We start from the raw sequence: 25,317 nt of genomic DNA on the forward strand, positions 1-25,317 counted from the left end.
GGTTTCGTGGACTCCTCGTGACTTCTTCTGCGTTTGGCTGTCTGTGGGCTGAACTCAGCCGTGCACGTGCAGGGGCTTGCCTGCCAGGGCGAGGAAGGCCTCGCCCAGGGCCTCGTTCTGGGTGGGGTGCGCGTGGATGAGCGGCGCGATGTCCTCCGGGTAGGCCTCCCAGCTGTAGATCAGCTGCGCCTCGCCGATCAGTTCGCCGACCCGCTCGCCGACCATCGTCACGCCGACGACAGGGCCGTCGGGCGCCTTGACGAGCTTGATGCCGCCGCTGGTCTTGAGGATCTGGCTCTTGCCGTTGCCCGAGAGGTTGTAGACCAGGGTCTCGGCGGAGCCGTACTTCTCCTTGGCCTGCGCCTCGGACAGGCCGACCGAGGCCACCTCCGGGTTGCAGTAGGTGACCTTGGGGATGCCCGCCTCGTCGATCACCTTCGGGTTCTGCCCGGCGATCTCCTCGGCGATGAAGATGCCCTGCTGGAAACCGCGGTGGGCCAGCTGCAGGCCGGGCACGAGGTCGCCGACGGCGAACACGCCGGGCAGGTTGGTGCGCAGGCGGTCGTCGGTGAGGACGAAGCCGCGCTCCATGGCGACACCGGCCTCCTCGTAGCCGTGGCCCGCGCTGTTGGGGCCGCGGCCGACGGCCACGAGCAGCAGGTCGGCGTCGAAGGTCTCGCCGGATTCGAGTGAAACCGTCACCGCGTCTTCGGTCTGGGTGGCGCCGGTGAAGCGGACGCCGGTCTTGAACTTGATGCCGCGCTTGCGGAAGGCGCGCTCGAGCTGCTTGGAGGCCCACTCGTCCTCCAGCGGGACCAGCCGGGGCAGCGCCTCGACGATGGTCACCTCGGCGCCGAAGGAGCGCCACACGCTGGCGAACTCGACGCCGATGACGCCGCCGCCGAGGACGACGACCCTCTCCGGCACGTAGTCGAGGTTGAGGGCCTGGTCGCTGGTGATGATTCGGCCGCCGATCTCGAGGCCGGGCAGCGTCTTGGCGTAGGAGCCGGTGGCGAGCACGATGTTCTTGCCGGTGTAGCGCGTGCCGTCGACCTCGACGGTCGTGCCGCCGACGAACTTGCCGGTGCCCTCGACCACGGTGACCTTGTTGGCCTTGAATAGCCCCTGCAGGCCCTTGTGCAGGCCCGCGACGATGCCGTCCTTGTACGAGTTGACGCCGTTCATGTCGATGCCCTCGAGCGAGGACTTCACCCCGAACTGGTCACCTTCGCGGGCGAGGTCGGCGACCTCGGCGGCGTGCAGCAGCGCCTTGGTCGGGATGCAGCCGCGGTGCAGGCACGTGCCGCCGACTTTGTCCTTCTCGACCAGGATGACGGAGAGTCCGAGCTCCGCCGCGCGGAATGCGCAGGCGTAGCCACCGGACCCACCGCCCAGGATGACCAGGTCAGCGGACGTGTCAGTCACGGGATCTCCTCGACGGGCTCAAGCGTTGTTGTCGATGGGGGACCGCTCAGCGCGGCCGCCGCCACCACACGTCATCTTGTCACTATGGGACAGAGTGCTGCGAGGTGGCCGTTCTCTCGTGTCCCCCCAGGTCAGTTACTGGTCGGTATCCCTGGACAATGGTCACAGACGACGTCTCGGAGGTGTGGATCGTGGGGGTTTTCGACTCGCTGCGACGCAAGCGCAAGCCCGGCGTGCTTCGGTCGGCGACGAAGGAGGACACCAGCCACCTCGACGACTGGGCCGCGAGCCGGTTCGGCGTCGAGGCGTTCATCGAGCCGAAGACGAACGTGACCGACACGACCGTGGTGCTCGTCGCGCACGACGGCGAGTGGACCCGGCGCCGGATCGCCAACCCGGAGGCCGCTTTCGCCTTCGCCAAGAAGCGGTCCATGCCGATCTACGAGGTCGCGCGCGTCGGCTATCCGCAACGGATGCGCGACTACATGGCCCGGCAGAAGCGCGAGGGCAAGTAGGCGACGGGGCCCTCCGACGAATCGGAGGGCCCCGTGTCGTGCTGGGTTTAACCGTTGAGCGCGATGTCGGCCAGGATCGCGGCCAGTGTGCGCACGGGCAGGCCGGTGCCGCCGCGGCTGGTGTAGCCCCACGGCTCGCCCGCGTTGAACGCCGGGCCCGCGCAGTCGATGTGCGCCCACGGGATGCCCTCGCCGACGAACTCGCGCAGGAAGATGCCCGCCGCCAGCATGCCGCCCCAGCGGTGGCCGGTGACGTTGGCCAGGTCGGCGATGCGCGAGTCGAGGTCGCCGCGCAGTTCCTCGGGCAGCGGCATGGCCCAGCCGCCCTCGCCGGTCTCCTGGGCGAGCTTGGTGACGCGGTCGCGGAACTCGTCGGAGCCCATGATCCCGCAGGTGCGGTTGCCAAGTGCGACCATCTGCGCGCCGGTCAGCGTCGAGGTCTCGATCAGGTAGTCCGGGTTGTCCTCGCAGGCGAGCACCATGGCGTCGGCCAGGATCAGCCTGCCCTCGGCGTCGGTGTTGAGGATCTCGACGGTCTTGCCGCCGTACATGGTCAGCACGTCGCCGGGGCGGTAGGCCGCGCCGGAGGGCATGTTCTCCGCCATCGGGACCGTCGCGGTGATCTCCAGCGGGTACTTCAGCTTGGCGGCCAGCAGGACCGTGGCGATCACGGCGGCGGCGCCGCTCATGTCGGAGGTCATCTGCTCCATGTTGGCCGACGGCTTGATCGAGATGCCGCCGGTGTCGAAGGTGATGCCCTTGCCGACCAGGGCGACCTTCTTCTTGGCCTTGGGCCCCTTGTAGGTCAGGCGGACCAGGCGCGGCAGGCGGGTCGAGCCGACGCCGACGCCGAGGATGCCGCCGAAGCCGCCCTTGCGCAGCGCCTTCTCGTCGAGGATCTCCACGTCGACGCCGGTGCCCTTGGCCAGCTCTGCGGCCTTCTCAGCGAACGAGGCCGGGTACAGGTCGTTGGGCGGGGTGTTGACGAAGTCGCGGGCCGTGGCGACGGCCTCGGCGATCGCGGTGGCCGCCTTGAGGGTGGCGCGGTGGTCCTTCGCGGCGCCTTCGGCCGGGCCCGTTAGGTCGATCTTGGCCAGCTCGGGCGCGGTGGACTCCGACTTGTAGCTCGCGAAGCGGTAGGCACCGAGCAGGGAGCCTTCGGCGGCGGCCTGCAGGTCGATGCTCGACAGCGTCGTGGCGGCGCGCTTGGTGTCGCCGAGCGCGCGGGCGGCGACACCGGAGGCGCGGCGCACCTGCTCGGCGGTCGGCGTTCCGTCGACCTTGCCCAGTCCGGCGGCCACGATCAGGGCAGCGGACAGCTTGCCCAGGGTGGGGACCTTGACGATCTCGCCCGCTTTGCCGGTCGCGCCCAGTGTCGTCAGCAGCTCGGTCAGCTTGCCGTCGAACGCGGCGTCCACCTGGTCGCCGCCGGGGGCCAGTGCGACGCCCGATCCGTTCTGCACGGTGCCGATCACGATGGCGTCGACGGCGGCCTCGGTCACCGGCGCGGTGGCCAGGGCCAGCTTGGGGGCGGTCACAGATGTGCTCCTAGGTCGGTCGGGGAAGGCCCGGCTGAGGTCCTCGTGGGAGGCGGGGCCTGCCTGATCAGACGACATGGCTGGCCAGGTGGTGACGTATGCTAACGACTTCTCGGCCGGATTCGGCCGGCAGGTTGATGGAGATTCAACAACCCTCCTGGCACAGTTGTGTCAGTGACATTGATGGGACACAACGTGGCGCGGGGTGCCGGACCGGTTTTCGTCGGCGTCGCGACCATGCTCGGCGCGGGCGCGTTCGGGTCGATTTCCCCCGCTGTCGCCGACGCGGGATGGTGGTCCCTCGCGGGTCTCGCACTGGTGGCGGTGGTCGCCGCGCTGACCGCGGTGTCGATCGCCGACCTCACCGCCCAATCCGGTTCGCGGGGCGTGTTCCGGCACGTCAGGGACCGGCATGGAGTCTGGCCGGGCAGGCTCGCGGGAGTGCTCGACCTCGGCGGTCGAGTCGTGGGACTGGCCGCTGTCGCGGGTCTGGCCGGTGCGTACTTCGGCTCGGTCGGCCCGATCATCGCTGTGGTGCTGGTGGTGATCGCTTGCGCGGCGCACCAGGTCGGCATTGGACCGGGCCACCGGCTGTGGCTGATTCTCGCCAGTATGGCAATCGTCACACTTGTGCTTGTAGTGATCGCGGGCCTCGCCATAGCGCCCGCGGCGGCGCTGACAATCACTGATTCGAGTGTCGCCGGATCGGATGATCCGACCGGGATCCTGGCCGCGGCGGGACTGCTGTTCCTCGGCTTCGGCGCCATCCGGCATCGGTCGCCGCGCTGGCGGACGCCGATGCTCTCGGTCGCCGCCGTCGCGGTTGTCCTGTTGGTGATCACCGTGGTCGCGTTGCGCCAGCTCGGCGGACCGCGGCTGGCCCTGTCGTCGGCGCCGCTGGGCGACACCCTGCGCGCGGCGGACGGCGCGTCCCTCCTCCCGGTCCTGATGCTCGGTCTGCTCGCCGGGACCCTGCTCGCTTTGTACGACCTCGTCGGCGGCGCGATCGAGACCGTCGGCGAACTGGCCGCCGCGGGTGAGGTGCCCGACGTGCCCATCCGGTTCCGACCGGTCGGCGTCGGCGTCGGGGCCGCGGGCCTCGCGGTGCTGCTGACCCCCGTCGCGGCGCTCGGGCTCGCCGCGACCCTGCTGCTGGGCTCCTACGCGTTCGTGAACTCGGCGTCGCGGTCGCTGTGCCGCGCGGAGCGGTCGGTGTGGCTGCGGACCGGGTGCTGCGGGTTGGCCCTGTCGGTGATCGTTGGGGTGAATATCGCCGTCGTCGCCCTGCTCGGCGCACTCGCAGTGTTGCTGGTGGGCACCCTTTTGTGCACGGTCAGTGCCCGATCGGCTGAGTCTGTGTAGTCGCACGCCCAAAGGTCGGGATACCGATTTTCCGGACGGCGCGGGGGAGATACCGTTCTCCCATGACGCCTATGTTGCCGTTCACACGGACACTCAACCCCCAGCCGGCGACCCCGGACAGGGTTGCGGAGGTACTGGCGAAGCCAGGCTTCGGGCAGCACTTCACCGACCACATGGTGACGATCCGCCACTCCCGCGAGCACGGGTGGCACGACGCCCGGACTGAGCCATACGGCTCGATCACGCTGGACCCCTCCGCGATGGTGCTGCACTACGGGCAGGCCATCTTCGAAGGCCTCAAGGCCTACCGCCAGCCGGACGGCTCTATCGCGTCGTTCCGGCCAGAAGCCAACGCCGCGCGCTTCCGCGCCTCCGCGCGTCGCATAGCGATGCCGGAGCTGCCGGACGAGCTGTTCCTCGAATCCCTGCGCGAGATCATCGCCGTCGACTCGCGATGGGTTCCCGAGCGGGACGAGGAATCGCTCTACATCCGGCCGTTCATGATCTCCACCGAGGCGGGCCTCGGGGTGCGCCCCGCCAGCGAGTACCTCTATGTGCTGATCGCCTCGCCCGCCGGGTCCTACTTCGCGGGCGGCATCAAGCCGGTCACCGTGTGGCTGTCGACCGAGTACGTCCGGGCGGCGCCCGGCGGCACCGGCGCGGCCAAGTTCGCCGGGAACTACGCGGCCTCGCTGGTCGCGCAGGCACAGGCGGCGGAGCAGGGCTGCGACCAGGTCGTGTGGCTCGACGCGGTCGAGCGGCGCTGGGTGGAGGAGATGGGCGGCATGAACCTCTTCTTCGTCTTCGGCGACCGCGTGGTCACCCCCGAGCTGTCCGGCGCGCTGCTGCCGGGCATCACCCGCGACTCGCTGCTCCAGCTCGCCGCCGACCAGGGCTATTCGGTCGAGGAGCGGCGGATCTCGACTGAGGAGTGGGAGAAGAAGGCCGAGTCCGGCGAGCTGACCGAGGTGTTCGCGTGCGGGACCGCCGCGGTGATCACGCCGGTCGGGCACGTGAAGCACGCCGACGGGTCGTTCTCCATCTCCGGTGGCGACACCGGTCCGGTCACCTCGAAGCTGCGCTCGACGCTGACCTCGCTGCAGCGCGGCGCCGCCGACCCGCACGGCTGGATGACCGTTCTGGGCTGATTTCCTTGGTGGACCCCGCCGACAGCGGCGGGGTCCACTATGGACTGAGTGTTGCGGCGACCAGGACGATTGTGGTCGCCAGTTCTGAGGCCGCGCCGAGTGTGTCCCCGGTGAGTCCGCCGAACCTCCGCGCTGTGTGTCGGATGAGCACGATCACCGCCACCGCGGCGAGTGCCACTGACAGCGGGCCGAGCCACAGCTTCCCTGGCACGACGAGCAGAGAGGCCGCGGCCAACGCGATGGTCCAGCCCGCGGGTACCCACCACGGCTGTGTGCCCGCGACAAGCGCGCCGAGTCCCTCTGGCCGGGCCGCCGGGATTCCCGTCCGGCAGGCGGCCGAGAACGTCGCGCGGCCCGCCGTGACGGCCAAGACCACCGCGCCCCACCGGTCTGGCGTGAGCGCGGCGAAAGCAGTCGCCTGGGCGCCGAGAGTGATTATCAGGGCCACCACGGCGAACGGGCCAGCGCCGCCGTCCTTCATCACGGCCAGGGCCCGTTCGGGTGGGCCGTAGCAGCCGAGGCCGTCCGCCGTGTCGGCCAAGCCGTCCAGGTGCATCCCCCGGGTCGCCAAGGCAAGGAACGCCACGGCCAGCAAACCGCCCAGCAGGGACGGGAGCCCGGCTTCGTGCAGCGCGTAGAGCAGTCCGGCCGCCGTCAGTCCCAGGAGCAGGCCGACCACCGGGGCGACCGCGATGGCGGTGCGGGCGGCGCGGCGGTCGACCTTGTCGGTGTGCACCGGGAGGACCGTGAGCCAGGACAGCGCTAGGCGCATGGGCTATTCCGGCTTCTCGGTGACTCCGGCGTCGGCGAAGGTGGCCATCTCGGCGAGGACGCGGGTGGCCATGGCGACCAGCGGGATGGCGGCCGCCGCGCCGGAACCCTCGCCGAGGCGCATGTCGAGTTCGAGGATCGGCTTGAGGTCGAGGTGGTCCAGCACGAGCGTGTGGGCGGGCTCGACCGAGCGGTGACCGGCGATCCACCACTGGGACGCGCCCGGGGCGAGTTCCTCGGCGGCGAGGGCAGCGGCGCCCGCGATGACGCCGTCGAGGATGACCGGGGTGCGGCGGACCGCGGCCTGGGCCAGGAAGGCGGCCATGGCGGCGATGTCGGCACCGGTCGCGGTGCGCAGCAGGGCGACCGGGTCGGCGCTGACGCGGCGGGCGCGGCGGACGGCGTCGCGGATGGCGACGGCCTTGCGCATCCAGGTCTGGTCGTCGATGCCGGTGCCGCGGCCGACCACGGCGACGGGCTCGGCGCCGGTCAGCGCGGCGATCAGGACGGCGGCCGGGGTGGTGTTGCCGATGCCCATGTCACCCGCGACCAGCAGGTCGGCGCCGCCGTCGATCTCCTCGTCGGCGATCGCCTTGCCCGCCGCGATGGCGGCCTCGACCTCGTCCTGGGTGAGGGCGTCCTCGCGGTCGATCGCGCCGCTGGAACGGCGGACCTTGTGCGCGGTGACCTGCTCGGGCAGACCCTCGCCGTCGGAGTCGACCGACATGTCGACCACGCGGACGGTGGCGCCAGCGGTCGCGGCCAGCACGTTGATCGCGGCGCCGCCGGTGAGGAAGTTGGCCACCATCTGCGCGGTGACCTCGCTCGGGTAGGCCGAGACGCCGTGCTTGGCGATGCCGTGGTCGCCCGCGAAGATCACCACGCGCGGGCGGGTGAACGGCTTGGGCGGGCACACGCCCTGGCAGGCCGCCACCCAGACACCGATCTCTTCCAGCCTGCCGAGTGCGCCAAGGGGCTTGGTCAGCTGCTCATGGCGGGCCACGGCCTCACGGCGGGCGGCTTCGCTGGGCGCTTCGACGGACTGGAACACCGCGCGCTACCTCCTAGGACTTCATTTCAGCCGGAGCGGCAGGCCCGCGACCAGGAGCAGCACCTCGGTGCAGACCTCGGCCAGGGACGCGTTGACCGCTCCGAGCTCGTCGCGGAAGAGCCTGCCAGAGCGGGTCGCCGGGATGACACCCAGGCCGACCTCCGCGGAGACGACGACCAGGCTCGCCCGGCAGCCCGCCACGGCGGTGACCAGCCGGTCGCGCTGCGGGGCCAGGTCGACCCGGCTCTCCCACCCGTCGGCGTCGTCGATCACCCCGGTCAGCCAGGTCGCGATGTCGTCGACGAGCAGGGTGTCGGCGGGGGAAGCGTTGTCGAGCGCCGCGACGAGGGAATCGGTGTCCGGGGTCTCGACGGTCCGCCAAACGGCGGGGCGGCGGGAGATGTGCTCGGCGATGCGGGCGTCCCAGTCGACGTCGCCGGGGATGCGGCGGGCGGTGGCCAGGTAGGTGGCCTCGGCCGTGACGAGCCCTTCGGCGTGCGCCGATTTTCCTGACCGCGCCCCGCCGAGCACCAGCGTCCTGTTCACGGCCGGGCACGTTACCTTTGGCCGCGTGAGCTTCCACTGGCGGTACGAGAACGCTTCCGGCGACGCGATCGAGGGCCCTTCGCTGACCTTCGAGGACCAGACCGAGGCCGAGGAGTGGTTCAGCACCACCTGGTCCGACCTGCTCGCGCTGGGTGTGGACCAGGTGGTGCTGCTGGAGGGGGAGACCGAGGTCTACGGACCCATGAGCCTCCACCCACCAGCGAACTAAGGCGTACGCGTCTGCATCGGGTCGCGTTCGATGACGCCTTCGAGGGCCTCATCGATCTTGACCAGCAGGTCGGCGTCGAGCTTCACCCCGGCGGCCTTGACGTTCTCCGCGACCTGCTCCGGCCGCGACGCGCCGACGATGGCGGAGGCGACGTTCGGGTTCTGCAGGACCCACGCGACGGCGAGCTGAGCCAGCGTCAGGTCGGCTTCCTTCGCCAGCGGCTCCAGGTTCTGCACGGCGGTGAGGACGTCGTCGCGCAGCCAGTTGGCGATCATGTTCTTGCCGCCCGCCTCGTCGGTCGCCCGCGAGCCCGCCGGGGCCTCGGCGCCCGGCTTGTACTTGCCGGTGAGCACACCCTGAGCGATCGGCGACCAAACGATCTGCGAGATGCCCTCACGTTCACACGCGGGGACGACCTGCTCCTCGATGATCCGCCACAGCATCGAGTACTGCGGCTGGCTGGAGATCAGCGGCACGTTCAGCTCACGGGCCAGCGCCGCGCCCCGGGTGATCTGCTCGGCGTTCCACTCGGAGACGCCGACGTAGAGCACTTTGCCCTGGCGGACCAGGTCGGCGAAGGCGAGCATGGTCTCTTCCAGCGGCACGGTCCGGTCGAACCGGTGCGCCTGGTAGAGGTCGACGTAGTCGGTGCCGAGCCGCTTCAGCGACGCGTGCGCTGACTCCATGATGTGCTTGCGGCCCAAGCCTTTGTCGTTGGGACCGCCGGGGCCGGTCGGCCAGAAGACCTTGGTGAAGATCTCCAGGCCCTCGCGCCGCTCACCGGCGAGCGCCCGGCCGAGGACGGACTCCGCCTTGGTGTTGGCGTACACGTCGGCGGTGTCGAAAGTCGTTATGCCCGCGTCGAGGGCGGCCCGCACACACGCGTGCGCGGCGTCTTCCTCCACTTGGGAGCCGTGGGTGAGCCAGTTGCCGTAGGAGATCTCGCTGACGTTCAGGCCGCTGCGGCCTAGGCGACGAAACTGCATGACTCCGAGACTAGGCGCTGCCAGGCGGCCTCGCCGAAGGTCAGGTCGCCGCCTGCGGGGTTCTTGGAGTCCCGCACACGCACGTCGGCCTGGTAGGCCACCTCCACGCACTCGGCTTCATTGATGCTGCTGAAGCTCGACTTGCGCCACTGTGCGTGCATGGTGTTTCAGCTCCGTTCGTAGTCGGCCACCATCCTCGTCAGGAAGTTCACCGAATCGGCTGATCCCAACGCGATCTTCTCCAGGGTAGCCGTCCTGCTTCGAAACCTCTGGGTCGCTTTTGGTCCGTCGAGGAAGCCGGACGCGCCTTCGGCCTCGACGTAGACGATCGGCGGGGCTTCGCGGAACTCCATCAGCGAGTACATGCCCGGATTCATGTATCCGCCGTGCCGAAACGGGATGACGCGAATGGTGATGTTCGGCTGCTGTGCTCGACCGATCAGCCAGTGCAGTTGCTGGACCATGACTTCGGAGCCGCCGAACGGCCTGCGAAGGGCCGCCTCATCGAGCAGCGCGACGTATTGGGGGGCAACGATCTTTCCCAGGATCTCCTGCCGCTTGAGTCGCGCTTCGATTCGCTCCTGCACGACAAGGTCGTCGGCGTTCGCGTGGACTGCCATCGATCGCATGTAGGCAGGGGTTTGCAACAAACCTGGCACCATGAACGGTGCGAAGTGAACGATCAGTTTGGCTTCGGCTTCGAATCCCGCCAGGGCAGGAAGAAGGCGCGGGAGTTGATCTCCGGTCTCAAGCCAGTGGGGCTCGTGGACCTTCGCGGCGAGGTCCAGGATGTCATCCCGTTCGTCGCCGGTCACGCCGTAGATCGCCAGTAGTGCGGCCACGTTCACCAGCGATGGCGCCCGTTTCCCGTTCTCGGTCCTGCTCAGGCTGGCGAGTGACATCCCAGCCGCCGCACACACCTGCCTGCCGGTCTTGGCCGCCCTCGTGCGAGCCGCCTGCAACCCCATACCCAATGCGCGCGCCCTTGCGGGCTGACGATCCCTGATCATGGGTCAATTGAGACCCATGCACCCGTAGTCAGCAACGTGCACCTTCGGGTGATTGTTGCCGGGGCGGAAAGTCTTAGACCTTGTCGCCGGGGGAGACGCGGGGCTTGGGGGCGCGCAGTTTGCGGATCTGGGAGGCGCGCACGAAGGCGTACCAGCCGACCGACGCCCCGCGGATGTTCTCCTTGGGGAACTTCGCGCGGGCCAGCCTGGTGAAGCGGCGGCCGTTGATGACACCTTCGATGATCATCAGGATCAGCATCACCAGGGACGCGAGCGTCGCGTACTGCTGGATGGCGAAGTTCTGCACGAACATCGACATCACCACCAACAGCGCCAGCGGCATGAACAGGCCCAGCAGGTTGCGCTTGCCGTCGACCAGGTCGCGCACATACGCCTTGACCGGGCCGCGGTCGCGCGGCATCAGGTACTTCTCGTCGCCGCTGAGCATGCGCTGGCGCTGCTCGACGCGCTGGTCCTTCCGCTTGGCGGCCAGCGCTTTGCGCTCTTCCTTCGAGCCGCGCGCGCGGCGCATGGCCTCGCGGGAGGTCTTCGGCGGGGGCGGGACGGGGCCGCGCTTTCGGCCTTCGGCCTCGCGGCGCTTGGGGGTGGGCCTGCCCTTGCCGGGGGTGTGTCCCTTGGGCACGTCCTCGCCCACGGCGACGGCGGACTCCTCGTCTACCTGGGAGTCGGCACTGTCTGCTGCGTTACGGCGAAGGAACCTCACAGCGACAAGGGTAGAACAGGGGTGATGATCGCTACGCTGCGCCCATGCGAGTCGTCATCGCCCCGGACTGCTTCGGCGGCACTCTGACCGCCACCGAGGCCGCCGAGGCCATCGCCGAGGGGTGGCGGCGGGCCTCGCCCGACGACGAACTGGCCCTGCGGCCGCTGGCCGACGGCGGACCGGGCTTCGTCAGCGTCATCCATACCGCCATGGGCGGAGTGCTGCATCGCGCGACGGTGACCGGGCCGCTGGGCAGTCCTGTCGCGGCGACCTGGCTGATGCGCGGCGGCGTCGCCTACATCGAGTCGGCGGAGGCGGCGGGCCTGCATCTGGTCCCGGCCGAGCGTCGTCCGCAGGTGTGCGAGCACGTCACCACGCGCGGTGTCGGCGAGCTCATCGCCGCGGCCAGGGACAAAGGCGCGCACGAGATCATCGTCGGCCTAGGCGGCAGCGCGACCACAGACGGCGGGTCGGGCGCGCTGACCGCGCTCGGCGTCACCGGGATCGACGGCATGGGCTCGCCGTTGCTGCCCGGTGCCCTTGGCGACTGCGTGCGGGTCGACGGCGTGGCCGACATCGGCCGGGCCGTCCTGATCGCCGCGTCCGACGTGGAGAACCCGCTGCTCGGCCCGCACGGGGCCGCCGCGACATTCGGCCCGCAGAAGGGCGCCGACCCGGCCGGGGTCGAACGGCTCGACCGCGCGCTGACCACGTGGGCGGACTCGATCGCCGCGTGGGCCGGGCGTGATGTCCGTGACACCCCCGGCGCGGGCGCGGCGGGCGGGCTCGGGTTCGCCCTGCTCGCGTTGGGCGCGGAGATGAAGTCCGGGGCCGACATCGTCAGCGGCGCGACCAACCTCAGCGCGTCGATCGGCTGGGCCGACCTGGTGATCACCGGGGAGGGCAGCTTCGACTGGCAGTCACTGCGCGGCAAGCTCGTGACCAGGGTCGCGGGCGTCGCGGCGGCCCGTGGCGTGCCGTGTTTGGCGTTGGCCGGGCAGGTCGCGGTGGGGCGCAGGCAGGCCGCCGCGGCGGGCGTCGAGGCGGCGTACTCGGTGGTCGACCACGTGGGCTCGGTCGAGGCGTCCATGGCCGACCCGGCGGGCACGCTGGCCGACCTCGCCGAGCACGTGGCGGGCCAGTGGGCCAAAGGGTGACCGCTGTCACGGAGAAATTCTCTGGACTGCGCCTGTGACACCATGGAGGGCGGAACATTCCGGGACGTACCCTTGTTGGACGGGGCGTACCGCCCGAGTAGGACTGCCTAGGGAGAACGATGACGACCGCTCAGGAGAACACCGCCGAAGCGGCCACCACCACCCACGGTGTGGTGCTGTCGGACGCCGCCGCCGAGAAGGCCAAGGCCCTGCTCGAGCAGGAAGGCCGCGACGACATGCACCTGCGCATCGCGGTCCAGCCCGGCGGCTGCGCGGGCCTGCGCTACCAGCTCTTCTTCGACGAGCGCGCGCTCGACGGTGACCTGTACGCCGAGTTCGGCGGCGTCAAGGTGGCCGTGGACCGCATGAGCGCCCCGTACGTCCAGGGCGCAGTGATCGACTTCGTCGACACGATCGAGAAGCAGGGTTTCACCATCGACAACCCGAACGCCGGCGGCAGCTGCGCCTGCGGCGATAGTTTTCACTGATACATGGCCCGCCCTTCGGGCGGGCGGCCCGGTCGCTCTTAGGTGACGAGAACGGGGCCTCTTTTCCAGGCGATCAACTGCTAGCGCAGTCGACCACCAGGAAAAGAGGCCCCGTTCTCGTCACCGCGACCGGGCGCGGTGGTCGGCTCTAGAACAAGCGCAGTGGTCGGCTCTAAATAAAGGCATCCATGTCGGCGACCTGTGCGGCCGTCGCGTCATCGACTGACCAGTTGGGGTAGCGGGGGCCAGGGACGGCCGACGGCTCGATGTGCGGGGACGTGATGTCGGCGCAGTCGGCGATCAGTTCGTCCATGGTGTCCGGATCTGGTGTGCCCATGCCCCGACGTTAGGCAACCTGACGGAACCTGGACACCCATACCAAACGGTAGTGTTCAACGGTGACCAAAAGCCACCCGACCGGGTGGCTTGACCAAGATCGCGCCACCGACGTCGACACTCGCGTCGACCAGCCCAGACAGGGAGTTGGCCTCGTGCCCGTTGCCGTCACCGGAAGCATCGCGACCGATCACCTCATGCACTTCCCCGGCAAGTTCGCCGAGCAGATCGTCGCCGACCAGCTGCACCGGATCTCGCTGAGCTTCCTCGTCGACGACCTGGTCGTGCGACGCGGCGGGATCGGCGCGAACATCGCGTTCGGCATGGGCGTCCTCGGGTGCTCGCCGATCCTGGTCGGGGCCGTCGGCGACGACTTCGCCGACTATCGCTCGTGGCTGGAGCGCGCCGGAGTGGACACCTCTGGTGTGCACGTCTCGGAGACCGCCCACACCGCGCGGTTCGTCTGCACCACCGACGACGACATGAACCAGATCGCCTCGTTCTACGCGGGCGCGATGGCCGAGGCGCGCAACATCGAGCTGCTGCCGGTCGCCGAGCGCGCGGGCGGGCTCGACCTGGTCCTCATCAGCCCGGACGACCCGCACGGCATGCAGCGCCACGCCCAGGAGTGCCGCGACCGCGGCTACGTCTTCGGCGTCGACCCGTCGCAGCAGACCGCGTGGATGAACGGCGAGCAGCTGCGCACCTTCATCGACGGCGCGAACTACCTGTTCACCAATGACTATGAGTGGGAACTGCTGCGGCAGAAGACCGGCTGGTCCGAGGCCGACGTCATGTCCCGAGTCGGCATGCGCATCACCACGCTCGGCGAGAAGGGCGTGGAGATCGTCAGCGCCGACGGCTCCGTGCTGCACGTCGGCGCGGTCCCGGAGACCACCAAGGCCGACCCGACCGGCGTCGGCGACGGCTTCCGCGCGGGCTTCCTCACCGGCCTGACCAAGGGCCTGAGCCTGGAGCGCTCGGCCCAGCTCGGCTCGTTCATCGCCGTGCTGGTGCTGGAGACCGTCGGCCCGCAGGAGTGGACGTTCAGCAAGGCTGAGGCCATCACCCGCATCGGCGGCGCCTTTGGCCCGGACGCCGCAGGCGAGATCGGCGCCGTCCTCCCCGGTTGAGCTTGATCGGTTACCGCTGGTCAGAATTCCTTACACAGGTCTGACATATGCCTTTTGGCCCCTTCCGCTAGGCCGTTTGTCCCCGACCCTTGGGTTGGGGACAAACGGCTGGGAGGTCGACGATGGGCAACTGGGATCAACTTCGCGACAGTCTCGACGGCGGCTTGGTGACCCGCGACGACGAGGGCTACGAGGACGTCCGCGCGCTCTTCAACAGCGCGATCGAGACCCGTCCGCTCGCCATCGCGCAATGCGCCTCGGTCGAGGATGTGCGGCGGGCGCTGCGGCACGCCAGGGACGCCGGGCTGCCGCTGGCGGTTCGTTCCGGCGGACACAGTGTCGCGGGGGCGTCGCTGGTGGCCGACGGCCTGGTCATCGACATGCGGGGGCTCAACTCGGTCACGGTCGACCCGGCCGCGCGCACGGCGACGGTCGGCGGCGGCGCGACCTGGTCGCACTTCGACCGGGCCTGCCAGCCGCACGGGCTGGCCACGACCGGCGGGCGGATCTCCACCACCGGCGTCGGCGGGCTCACCCTCGGCGGCGGCTCCGGCTGGTTTGAGCGCAAATGGGGCCTGGCCTGCGACAACCTGCTCTCGGTCGATCTCGTCACCGCGGCCGGGGAATGCATCACCGCCAGCGAGACGGAGAACCCGGACCTGTTCTGGGCGCTGCACGGCGGCGGCGGCAACTTCGGCGTCGCCACGTCGTTCACCTTCCGGCTGTACCCGCTGGCGGCGTGCTCGATCGCGCTGCTGCTGTGGCCGTCCGAATTCGGACTCGCGGTCTCGCGGCGATGGCGCGACATCATGCTCGACGCCCCGGAGGAGATCGGCGGCGCGGCGGCCTACCTGACCGGACCACCCGAAGAGTTCGTCGGCAACCTGGTCGGCAAGCGCTGCGCGGCCGCGATCGTGACGTGCATGGGCCCGGTCGAGGAACTGCGCGCGGTCATCGCGCCGCTGCTGGAGCTGGCGCCGCCGGTTGAAGTGGTCATGGACGTGCCCTACGCGGACATGCAGTGCATGCTCGACGACCCGCCCGGGATGCGGAACTACTGGTCGGCCGACTACCTGACCGACCTGCCCGACGCCGCGCTCGACGTCTTCTGCGCAGGGGGCGAGGACATGATCTCGCCGTCGGCGTCACAGCTGCTGATGTTGCCGTGGGGCGGGGCGGTGGCCCGGAACGCGGGAACGTCGGCCATGGCCAACCGGGATGTGGCGTGGGTCGTGCACCCGTTCGGGATCTGGGAGGACCCGGCAGACGACGAGCAGGGCCGGGACTGGACGCACGCCGTCGGCGCGGGGCTGCGCGAGTGGACGACCGGGGCGACCTACCTGAACTTCATCGGCGACGAAGGCGCCGACCGGATCATGGCCGGGTTCGGGCCGCACTACCCGAGACTCGCCGCCGTCAAGGCGCTCTACGACCCGGACAACGTGTTCAACCGCTGGCACAACGTCCAGCCGGAGGTCTCACTTCAACGCTGAGAAGCGCCGGTGAGGACCAGCGGGCCGTCCTCGGTGACCGCCACCGAGTGCTCGACGTGGGCGGCGCGGCTGCCGTCGACGGTGTGCAGCGCCCAGCCGTCGGGGGCGACCTCGTAGGCGTCGTTCCCGCCCGCGTGGAACATCGGCTCGATGGCCAGGACCAGGCCCGGCCGCAGGAGCATCCCGCGGCCGGGCCTGCCGTCGTTGGGCACGCCAGGGTCCTCGTGCATGGCGCGGCCGATGCCGTGGCCGCCGAAGTCGGCCGGGATGCCGTAGCCCGCGGCCCGCCCGATCGATCCGACCGCGTGCGCGATGTCGCCGAGGCGGTTGCCCGGTCGCATCCGCTCGATCGCGGCGGCGAGCGCGGCCTCGGCGGCCTCGATCAGCCGGACGTCGGCGGGATCCTGGCGGCCGACGATGAAGGAGACGGCGGCGTCGCCGTGCCAGCCGTCGATATTGGCGCCGAAGTCGATGCTGACCAGGTCGCCGTCGTCCAGCCGGGAGTCGTCGGGGATGCCGTGGACGATGAGGTCGTTGACCGACACGCAGATCACGGCCGGGAACGGCGTGGGCGCGAACCGCGGCCGGTAGTTCAAGAACGACGACTTCGCCCCGTGCTCGGCCAGCACCGACCGGGCGACCTCATCGAGGTCCAGCAGGCGGACGCCGACGTCGGCGGCCTCCCGAACCGCTGCCAGTGCCGCCGCGACGACCTTGCCCGCCGCTCGCATCGCGTCCAGCTCGCCCCGTGTCTTCAGCTCGACCATGGGGATAACTATACCGGTATTACTATGACGGTCATGGTGCGACCACCGCTCAGCCAAGACGAGAGAATCCGCGGCGAACTGCTCGGGGAGCTGCTGCGTGCCGCCCGGGGCGAGCGCAGCATGGTCGAGGTCGCCGCCACCGCTGGGATCTCCGTGGAGACCCTGCGCAAGATCGAACGCGGCAGGGTCCCCACTCCGGCTTTCTTCACCGTCGCCGCCATCGCGGGCGCGGTCGGCATCCCACTGGACGAGCTGATCGCGCGGTCACGGCCGCACCGGCTGTCCGCCTAGTACTAGATCTTGACCGGGTAGTGCGGCTCCGGGATGACCGGCGCGATCCGGCGCTCGATGAAGATGCCGTGCCAGATCATGAAGACCAGCAGCGCCCAGATCCGGCGGCTGTGGTCCAGCGTTCCGGCCTTGTGCTCTTCGAGCAGGCGCATGACGGCGTTCTTGTCGACCAGGGCGTCGGTCTGGGAGGCCATGACGATGTCGCGGGCCCACTCGTACATCTCGTCGCGCAGCCACAGCCGGATCGGGACCGGGAAGCCCAGCTTGCGGCGGTTGAGCACGTGGGCCGGGACCACCTTGCGAAGCGCCTGGCGCAGGGCGTACTTGGTGGTCTCCTTGGTGATCTTCTGGTCGAGGGGGACCTCGGCGGCGACCTTGAAGACCTCCGGGTCCAGGAACGGCACCCGCAGCTCCAGCGAGTTCGCCATGGTCATCTTGTCGGCCTTGACCAGGATGTCGCCGCGCAGCCACGTGTAGAGGTCGACGTGCTGCATCCGCGTGACCGGGTCCCACGCCCGCGAGTCGCGGTACGGACCGGCGGTGATGTCGGCGTGGCCGACGCCCGGGTCGAACGTGCGCAGGACTTTCCTCAGTTGGTCGTCGCGGAAGATGCGGGCGTTGCCGTAGTAGCGTTCCTCCAGCGACAAAGCGCCGCGACGCAGCAGGTCCTTGCCCCGGGTGCCCTCGGGGATCTTGGTCGACACCTTGCCGAGCACGCGGCGCAGCGCGCCCGGGACGCGCTCGAAGGGCGCCAGCGACAGCGGCTCGCGGTAGATCGTGTAGCCGCCGAACAGCTCGTCGGCGCCCTCGCCGGACAGGACGACCTTGACGTGCTTGCGGGCCTCGCGGGCGATGAACCACAGCGGGACCAGGGCCGGGTCGGCCACCGGGTCGTCGAGGTACCAGACGATGAGCGGGAGCGCGTCCATCATCTCCTGGGCGGAGACGGTCTTCACCACGTGCTTGACGCCGATCGCGGCGGCCGACTCGGCGGCGACGTCGATCTCGGAGTAGCCCTGGCGCTCGAACCCGGTGGTGAAGGTGATCAGGTCCGGGTTGTGCTCGCGGGCCAGCGCCGCGATGGCGGTGGAGTCGATACCGCCCGAGAGGAATGAGCCGACCGTGACGTCCGCGCGCATGTGCATCCGGACCGAGTCGCTCATCACCTCGGCGATGCGGCTGTACAGCGTCTCGGCGTCGGCCGGGCCGTGCACCGGGGTCGGGTGGAACCTCGGCGCCCAGTAGCGCTTGATCACCGGCTCCTCGCCGGGGACCAGCGTGAACGACGAACCCGACTCGATCCGGTGCACCGTGGTGTGCAGAGTCGCGGGCTCCGGCACGTACTGGAGCGTGAGGTAGTGCTGCAGAGCCCGGCGGTCGAGGTCCTGGCCGACGCCGAGCAGGTTCGTCAGCTCCAGGATCGACTTCTTCTCGCTGGAGAAGGCCACGCCGCCGGGGCCGTGGGCGTAGAACAGCGGCTTGATGCCGAACGGGTCGCGCGCGCCGAACAGCGTCTGGGTCTGGCCGTCCCAGATGAGGAACGTGAACATGCCGCGCAGCCGCGTCACCGCCTCCTCGCCGAGGTAGTGGTAGGCCGCGACGATGGTCTCGGAGTCACCGTCGGTGGTGAACCGGGCGCCGAAGCGCTCGGTCAGCTCCGCGCGCAGCTCCAGGTAGTTGTAGATCTCGCCGTTGAACAGCAGCGTGTATCGCTCGGGCGACTCCGGGGGACCCCACGGCAGGGGCTGGTGGGAGTGCTCGATGTCGATCATCGACAGCCGGTTGAACCCGAAGACGGCCTCACCGCCGGTCCATGTCCCGCTCTCGTCGGGGCCGCGGTGCCGCTGGCAGCGCATCGCCGCCCCTACGGCTGGCCGCGCGGCGGCGGCGTCCATCTCAGAAGGGCAAACCAGACCAAGCAGACCGCACACGCTTTTCGCGCACCTCTCGTGTCGAGCCGGAGTCATGATGGAGTCGAGTCGCGGGAGAGTGGCCAGTATGCCGGGTGCCACCCCGGCTATTAGGACGGGACGGCGGGCGGCGCGTTGCCCTGGGAATGTGACCGACCCCGCTGTCACCCTCCGGGGGTGTGGCCTGGGTCGCTGGGCTAGGCTCCGCATTGCTCTCAACAAGCGGAGTTCTGCCCTGTCCGACGGGGGGAACCGACGAGTGTTCTGAGCGCGTGAGAGATCGCCTGGAGGAGGAGTCGCGCAGTGGGCACACCCATGACCGAGCGCCGGAACCGCGCGTCGGTGGCCCGGCTGGTCAAGGTCGCCGGTCTCGTCGTGGTGGTCGCACTTGCCGCCAGCGGCTGCTCCACCGAGGAGGTGCTGCGGTTCGGCTGGCCAGAGGGTGTAACCCCGCAGGCCCACCGGATGCGCGACTTCTGGACCTGGTCGGTCGTCGCGTCACTTGTCATCGGTGTGCTGACGTGGGCGCTGATGCTGTGGCCGGTCGTGGCCCACCGCAAGAAGGGCGACCGACTGCCCCGGCAGTTCCAGTACAACCACATCCTGGAGATCGTCTACACGGCGATCCCGGTGGTCATCGTGGTCGTGCTGTTCTACTTCACCGCCACCACCCAGAACTACGTCCAGCAGGAGACCGACAAGCCGGACGTGACGGTGGACGTGACCGCCTTCCAGTGGAACTGGGAGTTCGACCACAAGTCCTACGTCAACACCAAGGGCGCGCTCGACGTGCCCGCCGCGCCGGGGGACACCACGGTCCGCACGATCGGCAGCTCCACGGAGATCCCGCTGCTGGTCCTGCCGACCAACCGGAAGATCCACTACAACCTGCGCGCGACCGACGTCATCCACTCGTTCTTCATCCCGGAGTTCCTGTTCAAGCGGGACGTCTTCCCGCACCCGGACAAGAACAACCAGGACTCGACGTTCCAGAACGAGATCGACCGGACCGGTTCCTTCGTCGGGCGCTGCGCCGAGCTGTGCGGCACGTACCACTCGGCGATGAACTTCGAGGTCCGGGCCATTACGCCGGAGCTGTTCGACCAGTACATGGCGCTGCGCACCAAGGTGAACCCGGCTACGGGCAAGGGCTACACCACCGCCGAGGCGCTGACCCAGATGAACTGCGGCGAGCTGTGCACGCCGCACTCGGTGACCACGCAGCCGTTCAACACCGACCGCACCGCCCGCAAGGAGTCCGGCTGAGGCCGGGCGAGCGGACACAGGGGAACAACGGTCGACAGGTGAATGTGAGGACAGCATGAAGGTCGAAGCCAGGCTCTTCGACGTCACGACCATCTTCTTCTTTCTCTCCGCCGTCGTGTACGGCGTGTGGTCCAAGGAGCCGGTGGGTACGGTCGGGCTGATCCTGACCGGCGGTCTGTCGCTGATCGTCGGGTCCTACTTCCACTTCGTCGCCCGCAGGCTCAGCCAGCGGCCGGAGGACAACCCGGAAGCCGAGGTCAGCGACGGCGCGGGCGAGCTGGGCTTCTTCAGCCCGCACAGCTACTGGCCGGTGGCCATGGCCGCCTCGGCGGGTCTGGCGGGCCTGGCGATGGCGTTCTGGCAGATCTGGCTGCTGGTCATCGCCGCCGTCCTGATCCTGATCACCATCGGCGGGCTGGTGTTCGAGTACCACACCCGGCCCGACCCCACCGACTGATCCTTTCGCCGAAGTACCGACGCCGCCGAGTCATTCGACTCGGCGGCGTTTATTCATTGTCTTGGAGCCGGTCGGGGCAATGCCCCTAGGCCAACCCCACGCAACCCGAGAATCGAACCACTCGGTCGATTCGACACAGCCCCTATTCCTGGCACGATCGCGCCTGCCCTGTCCTTGCCCGCCGGGTGACCCCCGGCGGGCGGCCAGTTAGAAGGAGCGTTCGTGAAACTTGCCTCCCGAATGGAACGCCTCGGCACGGAATCGGCTTTCGAGGTGCTCGCGAAGGCCAAGGCGCTGGAGAAGACCGGCCGCTCGGTGATCCACCTGGAGATCGGCGAGCCGGACTTCGACACCCCCGCCCACATCGCGAGCGCCGCGCAGGAAGCGCTGAGCAAGGGCCACACCCACTACGTGCCCGCGCCGGGCATCCCGGAGCTGCGCACCGCGGTCGCCGACTTCCTCGAACGCAAGAATCGCCTGGTCACGACCCCGGACCGGGTCATCGTCACCCCTGGCGCCAAGCCGATCATGTTCTTCGCGATCATGGCGCTGTGCGAGGAGGGCGACGAGGTCATCTACCCCGACCCCGGCTTCCCGATGTACGCCTCGATCACCGCGTTCGCCGGGGCCAAGCCCGTGCCGATCCCGCTGCGCGAGTCGAACAACTTCACCATCGATCCAGACGAACTCGCGTCGCTGGTGACCGACCGGACCAAGCTGCTCATCCTCAACTCGCCGCACAACCCCTGCGGCAGTTCGCTGTCCCAGGAGCAGATCGAGGCCATCGCCAAGATCGCCATCGAACGCGACCTCACGGTGCTCAGCGACGAGGTCTACTGGGCGCTGCAGTACGACGGGTCGCACCGCAGCGTGCTCAGCGTGCCCGGCATGGCCGAGCGGACGATCCTGCTCGACGGCTGGTCGAAGACGTTCGCCATGACCGGCTGGCGGCTGGGTTTCGGGGTGTTCCCGCAGTGGCTGGTCGAGCCGGTGAGCAGGCTGGTGATCAACTCGGTGTCCTGCACGTCGGCGTTCAGCCAGTACGCGGCCGTCGCCGCCCTGGACGGCCCGTGGGACGAGGTGGACCGGATGAAGGCCGAATTCGAGTCGCGCGCGTCGCTGATCGTGGACGGGCTCAATGAGATCCCGGGGGTGTCGTGTGTGCGGCCGGGCGGGGCTTTCTACGCCTTCCCGAACGTGTCCGAGCTTGGCCTGTCGTCCGGGGAGCTGTCGGACCGGCTCTTGGCTGAGGCGGGTGTGGCGGCCCTGCCTGGGACAGCGTTCGGTGACTACGGTGAGGGCTACCTGCGGTTCTCCTACGCCAACTCCCCGGACAACATCCGCGCCGCGCTGGCCGCGTTCGCCGAGCTCGCTGGAAAGGTCGCCCATGGCTGAGGTACTGGTCACCCGCAGGCTCGTCGACGACGCCATGGCGGTGCTGGACTGTGAGTTCGACCTGTGGGAAGGCCCGCCCACGGCGATTCCGAGGGCCGAGTTCCTGCACCGGGCGAAGGGCAAGGACGGTCTGCTCACGCTCCTGACGGAAAAGGTCGACGCCGAACTACTGGACGCGGCGGGCCCGCAGTTGCGCGTCGTGGCGAACTACGCGGTGGGCGTGGACAACATCGACATCCCCGAATGCACCCGCCGGGGAATCCTGGTCGCCAACACACCGGACGTGCTGACCGAGGCCACAGCGGACATCGCCTGGTCACTGATCCTGTCCTGCGTGCGGCGGGTGGCGGAGGGGGACCGGTTCCTGCGGTCGCGGCAGGAGTGGATCTGGGACCCGCGGATGATGCTGGGGCAGGAGCTGTACGGGCGCACGCTCGGCATCGTCGGCTGCGGTCGGATCGGCCAGGCCACCGCCCGGCGCGCGCTCGGGTTCGGGATGCGGGTGATCTATCACAACTCCCGTCCGTTGCCTGCTGAAGTTGCTGGGCCATTGCGGGCGGAACTGCGGACGTTCGACGAGCTGGTTGCTGAGTCCGATGTGATCTCGGTGCATTGTCCGCTGACGCCCGCGACCCATCACCTGTTCAATGCTTCGGTGTTCGCCCGGATGAAGCCCTCGGCGGTCCTGGTGAACACGGCGCGGGGTCCGGTGGTCGATGAGAAGGCCCTGGCTGAGGCGGTTCGGGCCGGGGAGATCTTCGGGGCGGGTCTGGACGTGTTCGAGCGGGAGCCGATCGTGGAGGAGGCGCTGCTGGATCTGGACCGGGTCACCCTGATCCCACACCTGGGCAGCGCGACCATCCAGACGCGGACGGCTATGGGACTGCTGGCGGTGGAGAACCTGCTGGCAGGACTCCGCGGCGAACGCCCACGCGGTCTGCTGAACCCCGAGGCACTCTAGGCGGTTGAACCGGTCGGGGTGGGACAGGATTCCGCCCCGACCGGTTCGTCACGCTTCTGCTTCGCACCAGGTCACGCAGGCGGGCCGGGCGTGGGTCTCCAAGAATTCCGTGAGCGCTTCGTACGCGAGGTCCGGCGTGGTTTCCGCATGTGGCGGTACCGGCAATTCGTGGATACCGGCTAGGTGGTACGTCACCCAGCCGGTGTTATGGCCGTTGCTGGGCACATAGTCGGCGGTGTCGTCGGCCCAGAGCAGCATCGCGGTGTCGCTGTGGATGCCCACGGTGAGGCTGACGACGTCGGCCGACCGAGGGTCGTGGGGGCCTGCGGCAATCGTCCAGGCCCAAGGGATGACGAGCCCGGTCGAGTTCAGGTCGCGAATCGCGCTGACCAGATCGATGCCGGGTGCGATGTGGTCGATGTGCACCGATGATCGGGTGAGGATGTCCGGGATCATTGGACTGCCTTGCCGTGGTAGATGCGGGCGAACGGGTTGCCTTGCGCGTCGGTGCCGAGAACCGTGAGCGAGTTGCCCTTCAGGAGAAGCTCGGCCAAGAATGTCTCACATCCCTCGAAGGCCCCTGGCTCCGAACCACAAGGCGCGTGGTTGAGGATCACCCGGCCGTGGCGGCCCTTCGAGGTGACCACCATGAAGGCCGCCTTCATCTCGACATGATTGGCGTAGCGCTTCGCACGCCGAGACAGCCCGATCGCGTCGATCCGATCGATGACGTCGCGGTGCCACACATCGTCGCGGGTCGGCCGCATCTCGCCGAACATCCGCCCGTCTATCTCGATGATCCCGATGGTCGGCGAGTTTCCCGCGCCCCGGATGACGCGCGGTGGCAGGTCATCGGAGTAAGGAAGCGAGTCTTCGGGATAGCGGTCGCCATGGCGATTGCTGACTCCCGCCACGGGCGGTGGCACGTTCGGATGCTGTCGAGTCCGGACAACACCGCTTGCACCAGGATCGCGATCACCATGTGTCCCGCAGGACGGTTCGTCCTGGGCAAGGCCGCCGAGGTAGCGGCTGATGGCCTGGTGTGCGTCGCCCACCACCTCATAGGAGACGACAATCTCGTCTTTGGTCTGTTCGAGCACCACCACCGCATGCGAAACGTTGCGATCATCCGTTCCGCCCACTGCGGTGCCTAACGCCTGTGCTGCCTCGCCGAGGGAAGCGACCGCTGCGTGAATCGTGTGTTGCGCCTGGTCCAGCATCGACAGCACGACGCGCATGTGCGCGGCCCATTGGTCGACAGACACGCGGACAAGCGTAAGTGCCAGATCAACCGCTATGGCGAGTCGGACGGCCCGACTACTTCGCCAGTTCGGTAGACCGAGCCGCCCACTGGTCCAGCAGCGTCGCCGCCGCTCCAGAGTCCAGCGCGTGGGTCGCCTGGCCGATGGCGGCTTCGAGGTCGGCGTGGACGTCGCCCGACAGGCCTCGGAAAGCCGCGATGGCGCCCGCCGCGTTGAGGACGACGGCCTCTCGGACCGGGCCCATCTTGCCCGCGACCAGGTCACGCACGACCTGGGCGTTGAAGTCCTTGTCGCCGCCGCGCAGGTCAGCCGGGGTGGCGGGGGAGATGCCGAGGCGGGACGGGTCGATCTGGTCCACCCGGACCTTGCCGTCGGCGACCACCCAGGCCGCCGTCGTGGTCGTGGTGGTGATCTCGTCGAGGTTGTCGTCGCCCCGCACCACCAGGACGCTCGCGCCGCGGCTTGCGAAGACCTCGGCGACGATCGGGGCCATTCGGGCGTTGGCGACCCCTACCAGGCCCGCGGTCGGCTGGGCCGGGTTCGTCAGGGGGCCGAGCACGTTGAACGCGGTCGGCACCCCTAGTTCCCGGCGGGTGGGACCGGCGTAGCGCAGGGCGGGGTGGAAGGCCGGGGCGAAGCAGAAGCCGATGCCGACCTCCCGCACGCACGTCGCCACCGCGTCCGGGGACAGTTCGATGGCCACGCCAAGGGCTTCCAGGACGTCGGCGGTGCCGCACTGCGACGAAGCCGAGCGGTTGCCGTGTTTGACCACCGGCACGCCCGCGGCGGCGGTGACCAGGGCACTCATGGTCGAGATGTTCACCGTGTCGGCCTGGTCGCCGCCCGTGCCCACGACGTCGACCGCGTGGCCGTCGACGTGGACGCGCTTGGCGTGCGACAGCATGCCCGCGGCCATGCCCTCGACCTCGGCGGCCGTCTCGCCCTTGGCGCGCAGGGCGATGGCGAAGCCCGCGATCTGCGACGGGGTGGCGCTGCCGGACATGATCTGGTCCATCGCCCAGGTGGTGTCCTCGGCGGTGAGGTCGCGGCGGTCGATGAGCTGGTTGAGCAGCCTCGGCCAGGTTCGGTCCGCCAT

At 69.2% G+C, this 25,317-nt stretch carries 28 protein-coding genes; 13 read left to right on the forward strand and 15 right to left on the reverse strand.

Features of this window, described 5'->3' with window-relative positions; all coding sequences use genetic code 11:
- Positions 1–54: 54 nt before the first annotated feature.
- Entirely contained in the window at positions 55–1,425 is a 1,371-nt protein-coding gene (gene lpdA / locus BN1701_RS03230; protein WP_054045331.1) for a dihydrolipoyl dehydrogenase, read from the reverse strand.
- Between the two features lie 158 nt (positions 1,426–1,583).
- Between lpdA and BN1701_RS03235 the strand changes: the two genes are divergently transcribed.
- Positions 1,584–1,940: a hypothetical protein gene (locus BN1701_RS03235; RefSeq protein ID WP_054045333.1), complete on the forward strand. Its 357-nt coding sequence runs from the start codon at positions 1,584–1,586 to the stop codon at positions 1,938–1,940.
- 47 nt (positions 1,941–1,987) lie between these two features.
- Here BN1701_RS03235 and BN1701_RS03240 read toward each other — a convergent pair whose 3' ends face one another.
- The gene (locus tag BN1701_RS03240) at positions 1,988–3,478 is read right to left on the reverse strand and encodes a leucyl aminopeptidase (RefSeq protein ID WP_054045335.1); all 1,491 of its coding nucleotides are present in this window, start codon (positions 3,476–3,478) and stop codon (positions 1,988–1,990) included.
- A gap of 174 nt (positions 3,479–3,652) precedes the next feature.
- On the opposite strand from BN1701_RS03240, the gene BN1701_RS03245 reads away from it, so the two are divergent.
- Together BN1701_RS03245 and BN1701_RS03250 are read left to right on the forward strand one after the other, a co-directional pair.
- Entirely contained in the window at positions 3,653–4,840 is a 1,188-nt protein-coding gene (locus tag BN1701_RS03245) for a hypothetical protein (protein ID WP_157367749.1), read from the forward strand.
- 62 nt (positions 4,841–4,902) lie between these two features.
- Positions 4,903–5,988 (forward strand): branched-chain amino acid aminotransferase, encoded by a 1,086-nt coding sequence (locus tag BN1701_RS03250; RefSeq protein WP_054045340.1) that lies wholly within the window; start codon positions 4,903–4,905, stop codon positions 5,986–5,988.
- Positions 5,989–6,025: 37 nt separating this feature from the next.
- Here BN1701_RS03250 and cobS read toward each other — a convergent pair whose 3' ends face one another.
- The 3 genes from cobS to BN1701_RS03265 are packed head-to-tail and all read right to left on the reverse strand — an operon-like array spanning position 6,026 to position 8,356.
- Positions 6,026–6,760, reverse strand: coding sequence for an adenosylcobinamide-GDP ribazoletransferase (gene cobS / locus BN1701_RS03255; protein WP_054045342.1), 735 nt, complete (start codon positions 6,758–6,760; stop codon positions 6,026–6,028).
- A 3-nt stretch (positions 6,761–6,763) separates the two neighbouring features.
- On the reverse strand, positions 6,764–7,810 hold the full coding sequence (gene cobT, locus BN1701_RS03260) for a nicotinate-nucleotide--dimethylbenzimidazole phosphoribosyltransferase (protein ID WP_054045344.1): 1,047 nt from the start codon (positions 7,808–7,810) through the stop codon (positions 6,764–6,766).
- Between the two features lie 21 nt (positions 7,811–7,831).
- The gene (locus tag BN1701_RS03265; protein ID WP_054045346.1) at positions 7,832–8,356 is read right to left on the reverse strand and encodes a bifunctional adenosylcobinamide kinase/adenosylcobinamide-phosphate guanylyltransferase; all 525 of its coding nucleotides are present in this window, start codon (positions 8,354–8,356) and stop codon (positions 7,832–7,834) included.
- 25 nt (positions 8,357–8,381) lie between these two features.
- On the opposite strand from BN1701_RS03265, the gene BN1701_RS03270 reads away from it, so the two are divergent.
- Complete coding sequence (locus BN1701_RS03270; protein WP_054045348.1) at positions 8,382–8,585, forward strand: hypothetical protein; 204 nt, start codon at positions 8,382–8,384, stop codon at positions 8,583–8,585.
- On the opposite strand, the gene BN1701_RS03275 is transcribed toward BN1701_RS03270, so the two are convergent.
- The 4 genes from BN1701_RS03275 to BN1701_RS03290 form a co-directional block, all read right to left on the reverse strand.
- On the reverse strand, positions 8,582–9,571 hold the full coding sequence (locus tag BN1701_RS03275; protein WP_054045350.1) for an aldo/keto reductase family protein: 990 nt from the start codon (positions 9,569–9,571) through the stop codon (positions 8,582–8,584). The genes BN1701_RS03270 and BN1701_RS03275 overlap by 4 nt on opposite strands.
- On the reverse strand, positions 9,553–9,732 hold the full coding sequence (locus tag BN1701_RS03280) for a DUF397 domain-containing protein (protein ID WP_054045352.1): 180 nt from the start codon (positions 9,730–9,732) through the stop codon (positions 9,553–9,555). Before BN1701_RS03280 ends, BN1701_RS03275 begins: the two co-directional genes overlap by 19 nt.
- A gap of 6 nt (positions 9,733–9,738) precedes the next feature.
- The gene (locus BN1701_RS03285) at positions 9,739–10,581 is read right to left on the reverse strand and encodes a helix-turn-helix transcriptional regulator (RefSeq protein WP_082859629.1); all 843 of its coding nucleotides are present in this window, start codon (positions 10,579–10,581) and stop codon (positions 9,739–9,741) included.
- 73 nt (positions 10,582–10,654) lie between these two features.
- On the reverse strand, positions 10,655–11,305 hold the full coding sequence (locus BN1701_RS03290) for a DUF3043 domain-containing protein (protein ID WP_054045356.1): 651 nt from the start codon (positions 11,303–11,305) through the stop codon (positions 10,655–10,657).
- A gap of 44 nt (positions 11,306–11,349) precedes the next feature.
- Here BN1701_RS03290 and BN1701_RS03295 point away from each other — a divergent pair, with 44 nt between their 5' ends.
- A complete protein-coding gene (locus BN1701_RS03295) occupies positions 11,350–12,462 on the forward strand; it encodes a glycerate kinase (protein WP_054045358.1) in 1,113 nt (370 codons plus the stop codon).
- 119 nt (positions 12,463–12,581) lie between these two features.
- Positions 12,582–12,950 (forward strand): iron-sulfur cluster assembly accessory protein, encoded by a 369-nt coding sequence (locus BN1701_RS03300; protein WP_054045360.1) that lies wholly within the window; start codon positions 12,582–12,584, stop codon positions 12,948–12,950.
- 172 nt (positions 12,951–13,122) lie between these two features.
- Here the strand turns inward: BN1701_RS03300 and BN1701_RS36305 are convergent, their stop codons facing one another.
- Positions 13,123–13,287 carry a hypothetical protein gene (locus BN1701_RS36305; protein WP_172803177.1) on the reverse strand — a complete coding sequence of 55 codons (165 nt, stop codon included), beginning with the start codon at positions 13,285–13,287 and terminating at the stop codon, positions 13,123–13,125.
- 196 nt (positions 13,288–13,483) lie between these two features.
- Here BN1701_RS36305 and BN1701_RS03305 point away from each other — a divergent pair, with 196 nt between their 5' ends.
- Positions 13,484–14,419 carry a carbohydrate kinase family protein gene (locus BN1701_RS03305; protein ID WP_054055579.1) on the forward strand — a complete coding sequence of 312 codons (936 nt, stop codon included), beginning with the start codon at positions 13,484–13,486 and terminating at the stop codon, positions 14,417–14,419.
- 122 nt (positions 14,420–14,541) lie between these two features.
- A complete protein-coding gene (locus tag BN1701_RS03310) occupies positions 14,542–15,912 on the forward strand; it encodes an FAD-binding oxidoreductase (protein WP_054045362.1) in 1,371 nt (456 codons plus the stop codon).
- Here the strand turns inward: BN1701_RS03310 and map are convergent.
- Positions 15,903–16,679, reverse strand: coding sequence for a type I methionyl aminopeptidase (map, locus tag BN1701_RS03315; protein WP_054045363.1), 777 nt, complete (start codon positions 16,677–16,679; stop codon positions 15,903–15,905). The two genes, BN1701_RS03310 and map, sit on opposite strands and share 10 nt — an antisense overlap.
- Before the next feature lie 33 nt (positions 16,680–16,712).
- Between map and BN1701_RS03320 the strand changes: the two genes are divergently transcribed.
- On the forward strand, positions 16,713–16,970 hold the full coding sequence (locus BN1701_RS03320) for a helix-turn-helix domain-containing protein (protein WP_054055580.1): 258 nt from the start codon (positions 16,713–16,715) through the stop codon (positions 16,968–16,970).
- Positions 16,971–16,972: 2 nt separating this feature from the next.
- On the opposite strand, the gene asnB is transcribed toward BN1701_RS03320, so the two are convergent.
- The gene (asnB, locus tag BN1701_RS03325; protein WP_054045365.1) at positions 16,973–18,901 is read right to left on the reverse strand and encodes an asparagine synthase (glutamine-hydrolyzing); all 1,929 of its coding nucleotides are present in this window, start codon (positions 18,899–18,901) and stop codon (positions 16,973–16,975) included.
- Between the two features lie 294 nt (positions 18,902–19,195).
- Here asnB and BN1701_RS03330 point away from each other — a divergent pair, with 294 nt between their 5' ends.
- From BN1701_RS03330 to BN1701_RS03345, 4 genes are all read left to right on the forward strand, one after another.
- Entirely contained in the window at positions 19,196–20,146 is a 951-nt protein-coding gene (locus BN1701_RS03330; RefSeq protein ID WP_054045366.1) for a cytochrome c oxidase subunit II, read from the forward strand.
- 55 nt (positions 20,147–20,201) lie between these two features.
- A complete protein-coding gene (locus BN1701_RS03335; protein WP_054045369.1) occupies positions 20,202–20,603 on the forward strand; it encodes a cytochrome c oxidase subunit 4 in 402 nt (133 codons plus the stop codon).
- A 222-nt stretch (positions 20,604–20,825) separates the two neighbouring features.
- A complete protein-coding gene (locus tag BN1701_RS03340) occupies positions 20,826–21,998 on the forward strand; it encodes a pyridoxal phosphate-dependent aminotransferase (RefSeq protein ID WP_054045371.1) in 1,173 nt (390 codons plus the stop codon).
- Complete coding sequence (locus tag BN1701_RS03345) at positions 21,991–22,959, forward strand: D-glycerate dehydrogenase (RefSeq protein WP_054045373.1); 969 nt, start codon at positions 21,991–21,993, stop codon at positions 22,957–22,959. Before BN1701_RS03340 ends, BN1701_RS03345 begins: the two co-directional genes overlap by 8 nt.
- 48 nt (positions 22,960–23,007) lie before the next feature.
- On the opposite strand, the gene BN1701_RS03350 is transcribed toward BN1701_RS03345, so the two are convergent.
- Genes BN1701_RS03350 through trpD form a run of 3 tightly spaced genes read right to left on the reverse strand, consistent with a single transcriptional unit; the run spans position 23,008 to position 25,317 of the window.
- Positions 23,008–23,415, reverse strand: a complete 408-nt coding sequence (locus BN1701_RS03350; protein WP_054045375.1) for an Imm1 family immunity protein — start codon at positions 23,413–23,415, stop codon at positions 23,008–23,010.
- Entirely contained in the window at positions 23,412–24,224 is an 813-nt protein-coding gene (locus tag BN1701_RS33900; RefSeq protein WP_157367750.1) for a DddA-like double-stranded DNA deaminase toxin, read from the reverse strand. Before BN1701_RS33900 ends, BN1701_RS03350 begins: the two co-directional genes overlap by 4 nt.
- Before the next feature lie 52 nt (positions 24,225–24,276).
- Positions 24,277–25,317: an anthranilate phosphoribosyltransferase gene (gene trpD, locus BN1701_RS03365; protein ID WP_054045382.1), complete on the reverse strand. Its 1,041-nt coding sequence runs from the start codon at positions 25,315–25,317 to the stop codon at positions 24,277–24,279.

The sequence above is a fragment of the Alloactinosynnema sp. L-07 genome, from assembly GCF_900070365.1.
Taxonomy (GTDB): Bacteria; Actinomycetota; Actinomycetes; order Mycobacteriales; family Pseudonocardiaceae; genus Actinokineospora.

Excerpts from the sequence above, each read along its gene's own strand:
- BN1701_RS03320 (WP_054055580.1), top strand. The coding sequence starts at position 16,713 with ATGGTGCGACCACCGCTCAGCCAAGACGAGAGAATCCGCGGCGAACTG.
- BN1701_RS03235 (WP_054045333.1), top strand. The coding sequence starts at position 1,584 with ATGGTCACAGACGACGTCTCGGAGGTGTGGATCGTGGGGGTTTTCGAC.
- BN1701_RS03275 (WP_054045350.1), bottom strand. The coding sequence starts at position 9,571 with ATGCAGTTTCGTCGCCTAGGCCGCAGCGGCCTGAACGTCAGCGAGATC.
- BN1701_RS03280 (WP_054045352.1), bottom strand. The coding sequence starts at position 9,732 with ATGCACGCACAGTGGCGCAAGTCGAGCTTCAGCAGCATCAATGAAGCC.
- BN1701_RS03285 (WP_082859629.1), bottom strand. The coding sequence starts at position 10,581 with ATGATCAGGGATCGTCAGCCCGCAAGGGCGCGCGCATTGGGTATGGGG.
- BN1701_RS03295 (WP_054045358.1), top strand. The coding sequence starts at position 11,350 with ATGCGAGTCGTCATCGCCCCGGACTGCTTCGGCGGCACTCTGACCGCC.
- BN1701_RS03310 (WP_054045362.1), top strand. The coding sequence starts at position 14,542 with ATGGGCAACTGGGATCAACTTCGCGACAGTCTCGACGGCGGCTTGGTG.
- trpD (WP_054045382.1), bottom strand. The coding sequence starts at position 25,317 with ATGGCGGACCGAACCTGGCCGAGGCTGCTCAACCAGCTCATCGACCGC.
- BN1701_RS03250 (WP_054045340.1), top strand. The coding sequence starts at position 4,903 with ATGACGCCTATGTTGCCGTTCACACGGACACTCAACCCCCAGCCGGCG.
- map (WP_054045363.1), bottom strand. The coding sequence starts at position 16,679 with ATGGTCGAGCTGAAGACACGGGGCGAGCTGGACGCGATGCGAGCGGCG.
- BN1701_RS03335 (WP_054045369.1), top strand. The coding sequence starts at position 20,202 with ATGAAGGTCGAAGCCAGGCTCTTCGACGTCACGACCATCTTCTTCTTT.
- BN1701_RS03350 (WP_054045375.1), bottom strand. The coding sequence starts at position 23,415 with ATGATCCCGGACATCCTCACCCGATCATCGGTGCACATCGACCACATC.
- BN1701_RS03305 (WP_054055579.1), top strand. The coding sequence starts at position 13,484 with ATGCACTTCCCCGGCAAGTTCGCCGAGCAGATCGTCGCCGACCAGCTG.
- BN1701_RS03300 (WP_054045360.1), top strand. The coding sequence starts at position 12,582 with ATGACGACCGCTCAGGAGAACACCGCCGAAGCGGCCACCACCACCCAC.
- BN1701_RS03345 (WP_054045373.1), top strand. The coding sequence starts at position 21,991 with ATGGCTGAGGTACTGGTCACCCGCAGGCTCGTCGACGACGCCATGGCG.
- cobS (WP_054045342.1), bottom strand. The coding sequence starts at position 6,760 with ATGCGCCTAGCGCTGTCCTGGCTCACGGTCCTCCCGGTGCACACCGAC.
- BN1701_RS03330 (WP_054045366.1), top strand. The coding sequence starts at position 19,196 with ATGACCGAGCGCCGGAACCGCGCGTCGGTGGCCCGGCTGGTCAAGGTC.
- BN1701_RS36305 (WP_172803177.1), bottom strand. The coding sequence starts at position 13,287 with ATGGGCACACCAGATCCGGACACCATGGACGAACTGATCGCCGACTGC.